Annotated in this window: 6 protein-coding genes; 1 reads left to right on the top strand and 5 read right to left on the bottom strand. The window is 31.3% G+C overall.

Going from position 1 to position 9,477, the window contains the following annotated elements:
- Positions 1-300 precede the first annotated feature (300 nt).
- Both FLA105534_RS11660 and FLA105534_RS11655 read right to left on the bottom strand, forming a co-directional pair.
- A complete protein-coding gene (locus tag FLA105534_RS11660) occupies positions 301-2,178 on the bottom strand; it encodes a UvrD-helicase domain-containing protein (protein ID WP_173966292.1) in 1,878 nt (625 codons plus the stop codon).
- Positions 2,175-4,370, bottom strand: a complete 2,196-nt coding sequence (locus FLA105534_RS11655; protein WP_173966291.1) for an ATP-dependent endonuclease — start codon at positions 4,368-4,370, stop codon at positions 2,175-2,177. The genes FLA105534_RS11660 and FLA105534_RS11655 overlap by 4 nt, the downstream gene beginning before the upstream one ends.
- Before the next feature lie 313 nt (positions 4,371-4,683).
- On the opposite strand from FLA105534_RS11655, the gene FLA105534_RS11650 reads away from it, so the two are divergent.
- A complete protein-coding gene (locus FLA105534_RS11650) occupies positions 4,684-5,487 on the top strand; it encodes a hypothetical protein (protein ID WP_173966290.1) in 804 nt (267 codons plus the stop codon).
- A gap of 136 nt (positions 5,488-5,623) precedes the next feature.
- Here the strand turns inward: FLA105534_RS11650 and FLA105534_RS11645 are convergent, their stop codons facing one another.
- From FLA105534_RS11645 to FLA105534_RS11635, 3 genes are all read right to left on the bottom strand, one after another.
- Positions 5,624-6,223 carry an REP-associated tyrosine transposase gene (locus FLA105534_RS11645; protein ID WP_173966289.1) on the bottom strand — a complete coding sequence of 200 codons (600 nt, stop codon included), beginning with the start codon at positions 6,221-6,223 and terminating at the stop codon, positions 5,624-5,626.
- Between the two features lie 396 nt (positions 6,224-6,619).
- Positions 6,620-7,333, bottom strand: coding sequence for a DUF2441 domain-containing protein (locus tag FLA105534_RS11640; RefSeq protein WP_173966288.1), 714 nt, complete (start codon positions 7,331-7,333; stop codon positions 6,620-6,622).
- A gap of 432 nt (positions 7,334-7,765) precedes the next feature.
- Positions 7,766-9,163 (bottom strand): carcinine hydrolase/isopenicillin-N N-acyltransferase family protein, encoded by a 1,398-nt coding sequence (locus FLA105534_RS11635; RefSeq protein ID WP_173966287.1) that lies wholly within the window; start codon positions 9,161-9,163, stop codon positions 7,766-7,768.
- Positions 9,164-9,477: the final 314 nt, after the last annotated feature.

Raw genomic sequence — 9,477 nt, 5'->3', positions numbered from 1 at the left:
AGTCATGATTTATATGACTCTAATTGTAGCAATGTTACTCTTAATTTATAAGAAAGCAAATAATCTAGGTTACAAAACTGCAAAAAGAAGGTTTGTTATGGAATTAAGAGAGTTAATTACTGCAGTAATGATAGTACTTTCAGGAGGAGATCCGCAAAAAGTATATAAAACATAAGTGGCCGAAATTTCTTCCGACCACTTTTAACTCGAAAGTCTCTTTTTTTGAATTATTTAAACTTGTGAAAACTTTCATTGAGTTTTATTACTTCTTTCTCGTATTACATCGCTTGTTAAAAGCTCTTAATTAACAATTTCAATTTCATCTTCACTAAACCATTCTAATTCCAACAAATTAGCCATTAGTTGCTCTGGTTTGTCAGCATATGCAATAATAGCTAAACTATTTTTCGCTCTACTGCACGCCACATAAAAAAGTCGTGAGGTTCTATCAATTCCAGTTTCAATCCCTCCTGAAATATTCTCATTGTCACCTTTTGTTAGTTCCTTTATACCAAACAGTTTGTCATAGCTGAACATAAATCCTTTAGATTCTTCATCATCAATAATTACCAAAACTCTTTCAAACTCTAGTCCTTTAACCCCTTGATGAGTTCCGAAATTTGAACTGCCAGATATGTATTCATTATATCTGATTATTTCATCAAAATTGGCATTTAATGCTACATCCCAAGCTAATAATAGTTTACCATCATCCTCATCTTCTTCATTTTCTTCCTCTTTACCTAAACTTTTTGTCCTATCAATAGATATGCTTAAATCACTTGGAATAGTAAATATTCCCGATTCCCTAACCTCCAATAATATATCCATTAAAGTTGGTTGCCCCCCATTTTCCCATAATTTCAATAGCTTGTCAATGCTTTTTTTGGCATTATCTAAGACAGCTTTTTTGTCTACTGCATCAATAATATATCTTTTATCAAATATCAGGGAGTCTCGTTTTACAATATTTGATATTTCGAATCTATTATTTGCTTTGTGAGCATTATATAATTGTAATATCGTTTTTATAAAGAAATTGACAGAAGCTAAATTACCTTGTAGTAAACCTTGTTTTAGCTTATCAACCTGATATAGTGGATTAAAAAAATTTCCGAACCCCATTCTATTTGCTGCCATGTGATGCTCGAGAGTTAACGTTTTTATAGAACTATCATCATTCCATTTTTCATCTTCAGCAAATTCAATCATACTCTCTTTTATCCTTTTTTCTACTGTCATTTTTTCTAATCCTCTTGGGGCAATAAAAAACCTAACAATACCACCTGACTTTTCAACCCGAGCCAACTGTTGTTGTCCATCAATCTCCTTTCTAATGTTATTGTTTAGTTCAATAATTCTAGATTTTGATCGATGATTCATTTGTTTGGCTGGTTTCAACCAATCTTCAGGCAGATCTTCTCCAAGCTTTTCTTTACCATCACTGTAAATACGTTGCATAGTATCTCCGAATAACCCTAGCGAAAAAGATCCTTTATATTCTGATTGAATTTTAAAAAGAGCTTCAATTAAATCTTTTTTAGTGTCTTGACTTTCGTCGATTAAAACAATTGGATATTTGTTTATTAACACTTGCTTAAATAAATTCTTTGAAACTAAAAAATAGCAAGCTATTGATATGACTTCAGAGTGATTTAATGATGCTTTTGTATAATTATCTCCATTAGGATTATATACAAACTTATTTATTGTTGGCAGTGCAAGCAATCTTTTATTCTTAGATTCTAATTTTTTTCTGTTAGAAATTGCAGTTTTATTATTAGGATCTCTAGCTCTTGATAACTTGTCTTCAAGATCAATGATGGATTCTTTCGCATCTTTTTCAATCCATATTTTTATATCCGCTGTAAAGTTTTTAATCAATTCCCAGCAAAAACTATGAATCGTACTTACTTCAAAAATTGTATCATAGGATAGCCTATGATTAATTTCGTCAGCAGCAGCGTTAGTATAAGTTATTATCGCAATTTTTCGATTCCTAAACTTATATTCATTCCCAAAAGTTTCCTTGAATTTAGTCAAAACATTAACTAATGTACTTGTTTTGCCAGAACCTGCACCTGCAAAAAGAAAGAAACTCTTTAAAGATATGGGGTTTAAACAATTAAAAATATCCTCATCAATTTGTAAATCGATATCATTATTTTCAGCTATCATGATGTTGTAGTTTCAGATTCAACAATATTTTTAATAGGCTTTAAAACATCTTCTAACCAATCTAAACCTTCTTTAATGTAAGTTGGTACATTTAATTCTTCAGGTGCTTCAAAGTACAACACGTTAAGTGCAAATTCAGCTTTTTTTGCACCATCACTATTTATAGCTGTATAAGCTTTTTCTGCAGCATTATTTGGATTATCTTCATTAACGGCTTGAACCATTTTTTTTAACAAACCAGATGTTGCTTCAATCTCCTTAAACTTCTCAATATTTTCTAAGACTAGTGCATCTTCAAATGTGTAAGGATAGACTTTAACTCCCGATAAATCGATTTCTGCTTGATAAGCAACTCGAATAGGATAATCTGTCAACAATTTACCATTAAAATCTAATTTTATCAGTTCATCAATCTCTTTCAACTTAGGATTCCAATTTTTCAAAGTATCATTATTAGTAATTTGATTACTATTTAATTTTGGCTGACTTTTTTTGTATTTGTCCTTTGGCGGGTCTGACGAAGTATCTGAATATTTTTCTTGAGAATCTAAATCTGTGATAATCAAAGTAATTAACCCTAGCTTTTCAATAAGTGGTTTTAATCTATGCGCATGACTTCCTCCAATTTCTAATATTGTTATATAGCAACTGTCTAGAATTTCGTGATGATTTTTAATAAAATGAGGAATAAGTATCCTTTCCGCTGGGCCTTCCACTAAAATAGTTGCATCAGCAAAGAACAAATCATTATGCGTTGTATTTAGATATCTTACTACAAATTTTTCAGTTTCTTTTTCCGCTGGTATAGTAGAATCAAATACTGATTTTATACTCAACACTTCAGAGGTAGGCGTTGTGGATGTAATATTAGTTCTTTTAAAATATCTTAAACTTTCAAATTTTTGATGCGCTATATAACTAGAATGAGTACTGATTACTAACTGAGTAGTAAAATCTGTTTTGATTCCTAAATGTTCATGTGCTCTTAAAATTTCGTATGCTTTTTTTATAAAAACTTGCTGGACTTGTGCATGTAAGTGAGCTTCGGGTTCTTCTATTAGAACTAAATGAATCGGTTCTATTATATTTTCTTTTTCTAATAAATTTTTACCATTCATCATCCATTCATCTCGATATCGAATTAATTTAAAAACAATAGAAATTAAATTTTGATAACCTAATCCATTATATTTTTCTGGTAATGTTAGTCCCTCAGCTAAATTGTATCTAACTGCTGAATCATGGTCTAAGCCATCTGTAGCTTTTATAAGTGATGCTAATGTTATTTGCGGATTTCCAAATCCAGGGTAATTCAAGTCACTTAATTCCTTAAGGGGAGCTTCAAAACTTGAAGTCAAATTGTTATCAAATGTAATCTGCGCCTGATTTAGTTTTTCGAGTGCTTCCAAATCTTTTTCATTAGGTTCTATCGAAGGATTTAAATGTTTATCATAATAAGAACGAAGTTGGGAAGATAAAGATTTTGTACTATTAGATTCTGGATTATCTGTATTAGCATCACTAAAACCACGTTGAGCATTTATTGTGTGAATTTTAATTAAACCATTTAAAGGATTACCTTCAAGTTCTACATTATTGTCTGATAAATCCTGAACTTCATCATATTTATCAGGATCTAATAGATATGATTTTATTTCAAACAAAGTATTTACCTTCTTGTCACAAAATTGCCAAAAACTCATAGGCCAAAGTTCTACAGCTTTTCCTGATTTTGTATTAAGGTCTATTACCTTTTTTCTCGCAAGATTATATTCTTCAATCAGTTTTTCTATGTTTTTAGGATGCAATACTAATCTTAAACCTAATAGACCTCCATTCCACTCAAGTGAAGGTATAATATGACTTACGTATCTTAATTCCTTAATATCGACATTAAACCATAAATCTAAAGACGGTAAATACGGTTCAAGCAATTTAATGCTTTTATCCTCATGTTCTAAAGTTTCTTTTGTGACCCATACTTCGGCAATCTTATTTAGTTCAGTCCAATTTGAGATTGTGAAATCCTGAGTTTTAAATTCCTTTCTTTCTAAAAAGGTAATAAGAGCATCCATAGCAGTTGTTTTTCCGCTATTATTTGCACCAACAAATATGGTTTCTTTGTCAGAAAACTCAATTTTACAGGATTTAAGTTTTCTAAAATTTTTTATTCTTGCAAAGTCAATTTTCATGGTTTATTTATATAGAAGAGTTAGTATATCATTTTCTTAACGTTTCAATGCTAGGCTGAGTGTTCCTATTTTGACTACAGAAGACACTTCGCTTTAAATATATTTTGAAGCATAAATCAGTATTAAACTACAATACTACTCAAAAAAAACAAAGATGTATTATGGTTTTCCATAAATCCAGAATTATTCTTAAAAACATAAAGCCATAAAAAAAACCAGTGAAGTTAATTCCCCGCTCCGCAAAGTATACCTCAGAAGCGCTGCGCAAATGTCCCCCCTGCTCCGCAAAGTATACCTCACAAGTGCTGCCCAAATGTCTCCGACTTTGCGAAGTAAACCTCCCAAGCGCTGCGCATTCCATGATAAAAAACAAATAAAATCATTAAAATTTAAGAATGAAACTATTGAATTCAAAAAGGCGTCAAAGGAACAGATTTCATTTTCTAAAAATGATATAGTTTCCCATCAAACTAATTCAGGCTTTGCGAAATATCCTTACATTTATTGTTCTAATCAAATTAATTCTATCATGTTAAGTCTTCAAGAAAAAGAAAAAATTAAAGAGGAAGAATTGTTCAGAGTTCAAGTACGAGGAGCTTTGCAAGAACAAGTAACACCAAGGACTGTATCCTCGGTAACCGTATATACCTTTTTCAATAGTGCTTTTGGAATATGGCTACTCTCAACTGTGTTTGTCGGCTTATTCACCTGGGCCTACACGGAGTATACAACACATACAAAAGCACGTTTACTATTAATACAGAATCATGAAAAAATAGCTCAGGAAATTGACTATCGTGCTGAAAGTCTTTCATTTATGTTTAAAGATGATAAACTGGTATATAATTATGATTCTGGGCATTTGAAATGTCTTTTAAGTGCAGCAATAAATGGGAGTGATTGCATCGTCGATAATGTTGTGCAACGAGGATATCTACATATAGAATACAAAGATTATAATGTCGACCAACTATTCTATCAACTTAATGATATGGAAAAATCGAATCCTGCTTTAGCTGGAAGATTGACCGATATGCGTCAAAAATATACTCAAGCATTTTACAGAGTACAAGAGCAAATTCATAAATTTTATATTGACTCTACTAAAACAAAGTAATTTCTTAGGGAGTAAGAATCCGCTACACAAAGTATACCTCACAAGTGCTGCGCAAATGTCTACGACTTTGCGCTACCTATTCAAGTCTTCATCAAAAAATAAAACGTTAATAAGTCTCCGACTTTAAACCGATATCTTAATATTGATTATAACGAATAAACGATTTATTATCTAAAACGTTCACTATTAGACTGTCAGCTTTTTCAACTTTTAACAAGCCTGAATCACAAACATAATTAGTTGCACTTGAATAAATATAATCTGACGCTTTAGCAACAAGTCCGGCCTTTACAGGATTTAAATGTATATAATCTAATTTTGACCACATAAATTCATTACTATAAATTTCTTCTGCATGATTTCCATACTGCCAGAATTGATATTCTTTATTTCTTGAATGGCTTTGGGTTGCTAATCTAAAACGTTCTAACATCCATTCCCTTCTACTTTCAGGGCTATTCTGAATTTTTTCAAGAATATTTTTCGCAGTAAATTTTTTAAAATCTCTTATTAAATCTGATAGTTTTCCATGTTCAGATTGAATAATTAAATGTATATGATTACTCATAATAACATAACCATATAAAATCATTCCTTTATGATCAATACAGTATTTTAAACTCTCAATGACTATATCTCTGTAAACCTGACGTGCAAAAATATCTATCCAGTCTACAACTGTTGAAGTTATAAAATGTGGCAATGTCTGATCTCTTATTATGTATCCTTCTTTCATTTCTAAATCTTTTTACAAAAATATAAGATTTAACTTATTTTATAACTCTTTTTAACTGAAAGAGGAAGAGTCAGAGACTCTTGGGACGGTTACAATTTATAACAACAACAAAAATTGCGCAAAGTCAGAGACATTTGCGCAGCTTTTCATAAGGAACTCTTTGAGATGCTGAGTTTAATTTGTTTTTAAAGTACTTTTTAACTGAAAGAGGAAGAGTCAGAGACATTTACCAGCTTTTCAGTTTGACACTTCGGAGACCTATTGTATATTTAAGTCTAGAACCTTAAAATTAAAATCACAAAAATTAATTACTTTAAACTCTCTTAACCTATTACATAAAGTAATAAACTAAAAAACGCATTCAGTTTACTAATTAAAAGACAGGAATTTATAAGACTATTTGATAATCCGAGTGTACAAATAACTTCCTTGAAATATGATTTCTCTTATTGGATCCTGCGTATGTACACCTTTCCAGTAGTCGTTCATTTGTGTCATTAAATCTAAAAAAAGAATATGGTTTTGAACATTATCTATTAACATCATGTCCCCCTCAAACATTTTCACAACTTGAATTAATTCAACTTCATAAATTGTCCCTACATTGTTTAAATGTTCTTTAATATAATACTGACAACTCTTTAAATCATCAAATAAAAATACTGATTCCAATCTTTTAGGCAGGTGACTATACCAGTTTAAGCGAACAGCTTCGAGGATAAATTCCCAAAGATAAATTCCATTGTCAAAAAAAATAAATTGCTGGTTACCTTTAAAATTATTGATAAAATCACTAATTAATGAAACTGGTATTTTAAAACCGCTATGATTAATATTATTTGTTACTGCATACAATTCTACATATTCTTCGTCTGCGATTAAGTCATTCAAATATTGTCGATATAGATTTGACTCCGTAAATATTCTATTATTAAGAGAAACAAAAAAATCTGAAGGTATATCGACCTGTCTCATAACATTAAAATATACATTTAAAAAATGCTGATAATACGAAAAATCTAAATTTCGGCCATATTGATAATTTTTACTTTGATATACTTGATTCAGGTTAATTGGACTATTTTCTACTCGATAAAATTTTCTAGTCATATATATTTATTAATATTTATTTAGTTCTGGCAGCAATGTATAAGTATGCTATGGTGACTCTTAATTGTTTGATCTTTATTTTTATTATAATTTTTAAATTCTAATCTATTGAATTTCAAATTAATTATTAAACATACAAAACGCGCTATACTTTGCATTACGGTATTCCATAATACAAAGTATAGCGTTGTAAAATAGGTTAAAAAAACTAAACGAGTTAAGTATAAACACCTGTTTTAAGCAAAAAAACCGCTCCGAAAAGTATACCTCACAAGCGCTACAAATGTCTCCGACTTTGCGCCCACTTGCAAATATGTAACTTAAAACATGCAAGTCATGAAGTCTCGTGCTGCGCACGCAACGAAACCCTAGCTGTTAGTGGCTGATGCCTTAGTCTCTATGAATACTCTATTATGATACTTAAAAATATAATTATAACTTTCGAATATTAAAGTCTGCGTAATCACCCTTCACGGTTTCTTGTTTAGCAATAATAGGTTGAGATGAATCAACTATTCTCTTGCCATCAACATAAAAGCAATACTTTAATTCCTTTCTACTGGATTTGATTTTCATTATCCAACCTTCAGGGGTACTACGTAAAAAACGAAAAAGATTATAATCGCCTTTGAATTCGATCAAAACGACTTTCGCATCTTTAAATCCCTCCAGTTTAATGGTCGTGTTATAATCTTCACTATCGGTAAGATTTCTTAACAGTTCCTCGCTTCGTGAAGTTGGTTTTTTAATACTCTTCAATTCATCAACCGCTTTTTTATTGTTTCCTATAGTTGCCAAGTATTGTGCTTTTGTAATCTTCATCTCAATCGAATCAAGCCTTTTATTCAGGTGGCTATACTTTTCCCATTCAGGAAATAGGAGGGCCGCTTTATTGAAATCCTTTTCGATAAAGAAGTTATCTAAAAATGATAATCTCAGGATTGACTCTTTTTGGGTGTTACTCAATTTGGATTTTTCAAGAAAGGTTTCTATGTCATTGGATTTGCCACCAGTCTCAATTAGCATGTTAAGTTTTAAGCTTTTATTGTTAGGGAACATGCTAGCTAGTAAAATACTTTGTTTCCCACCTTTTAATAATTTGCTGATATTTGTACGCCAAGGTGTACCATAGTCTTCTGCCAGATAAAACCATATATCTCCCGTAGTAAGATTGTGAATATTAGTGTATAAAGTTGTAGTAAATTCTTTCCAGGAAGTTGCATCTGCAATTTTTACTAAGCTCTTTTGGCTAATTCCATTTTCAGATATGATATTCTCTGCTATGGGATATCTCCAACATACCCTTTTGTCAGGGTTAGCTTCACAAACGTTAAAATTGGTAGAGGTTAAATGCTTTTTGGAGATTACGATTGTGTCAGGAGTAATAATTGCCAGATTGCCATTTTTATCCGCTAAGTGAATCTGTATTCCATTCATTTCTGGCATATATTGGGTTTCCCATAACTTAAGAAACTGTGGTACTGACTTACAGTGTTGAAGCAGATAATCAAGCATAGAACCAGAATATGGCTTTCTGCCTACGCTGAGTTTATAAGTTTGAGGTGGTAGTGCGTTGATGTCAAAAAACAACCCTGCTTCATTTACCCCTCCCTGAATCCCACTTTCAGGTGAACCGTAAGTGAGCGTTATATACCCTAATGAAGTTTTAGTGGCAGGATATACATTAACGTAATTTGAATATGTGTGAAAGAAATCTTCGTTATTCATAACCCAAGTTTGACCTTTAGTGTCAACCCCGGAAACTATTGTACAAGCAAAGAGTTTTAGCTTAAAAACAAGGAGAATAATAGATAATAAAGTTGTTTTCATGAGGTCAGATTGTTTAATTTCTTGTTAAGATATCCACTGCTTTGGTAGTTTTTAGTTTTGCATTTGCTGCTAACGTTCTCGCGCTACAAGCAGCTCAGTATTAAGAAAGCCTAAACTTTCGGTTAAACACTAATTTTCAAATACAAAACTATCTTTAAATTAAGCCAATATTCAAATCCTTTGTAGTAACTGTTGAACTAAACCTTCGGTAGCCCTCGAGATGATTTAGTACCTTACGAATATAATTAAAATTCGTAAACTTATTTCAAACACTGCGTTTATGGTCTTAGATTTTTGCTAAAATCCGAAGGCTT

The organism is Flavobacterium collinsii (assembly GCF_902804485.1).
Lineage (GTDB): Bacteria > Bacteroidota > Bacteroidia > Flavobacteriales > Flavobacteriaceae > Flavobacterium > Flavobacterium collinsii.
This window is presented reverse-complemented; position numbering and strand designations above follow the sequence as displayed.

What these genes read in the sequence shown, in the direction of transcription:
- FLA105534_RS11640 (WP_173966288.1), bottom strand. Translation starts at nt 7,333, where the DNA reads ATGACTAGAAAATTTTATCGAGTAGAAAATAGTCCAATTAACCTGAAT.
- FLA105534_RS11635 (WP_173966287.1), bottom strand. Translation starts at nt 9,163, where the DNA reads ATGAAAACAACTTTATTATCTATTATTCTCCTTGTTTTTAAGCTAAAA.
- FLA105534_RS11645 (WP_173966289.1), bottom strand. Translation starts at nt 6,223, where the DNA reads ATGAAAGAAGGATACATAATAAGAGATCAGACATTGCCACATTTTATA.
- FLA105534_RS11650 (WP_173966290.1), top strand. Translation starts at nt 4,684, where the DNA reads ATGTCTCCGACTTTGCGAAGTAAACCTCCCAAGCGCTGCGCATTCCAT.
- FLA105534_RS11655 (WP_173966291.1), bottom strand. Translation starts at nt 4,370, where the DNA reads ATGAAAATTGACTTTGCAAGAATAAAAAATTTTAGAAAACTTAAATCC.
- FLA105534_RS11660 (WP_173966292.1), bottom strand. Translation starts at nt 2,178, where the DNA reads ATGATAGCTGAAAATAATGATATCGATTTACAAATTGATGAGGATATT.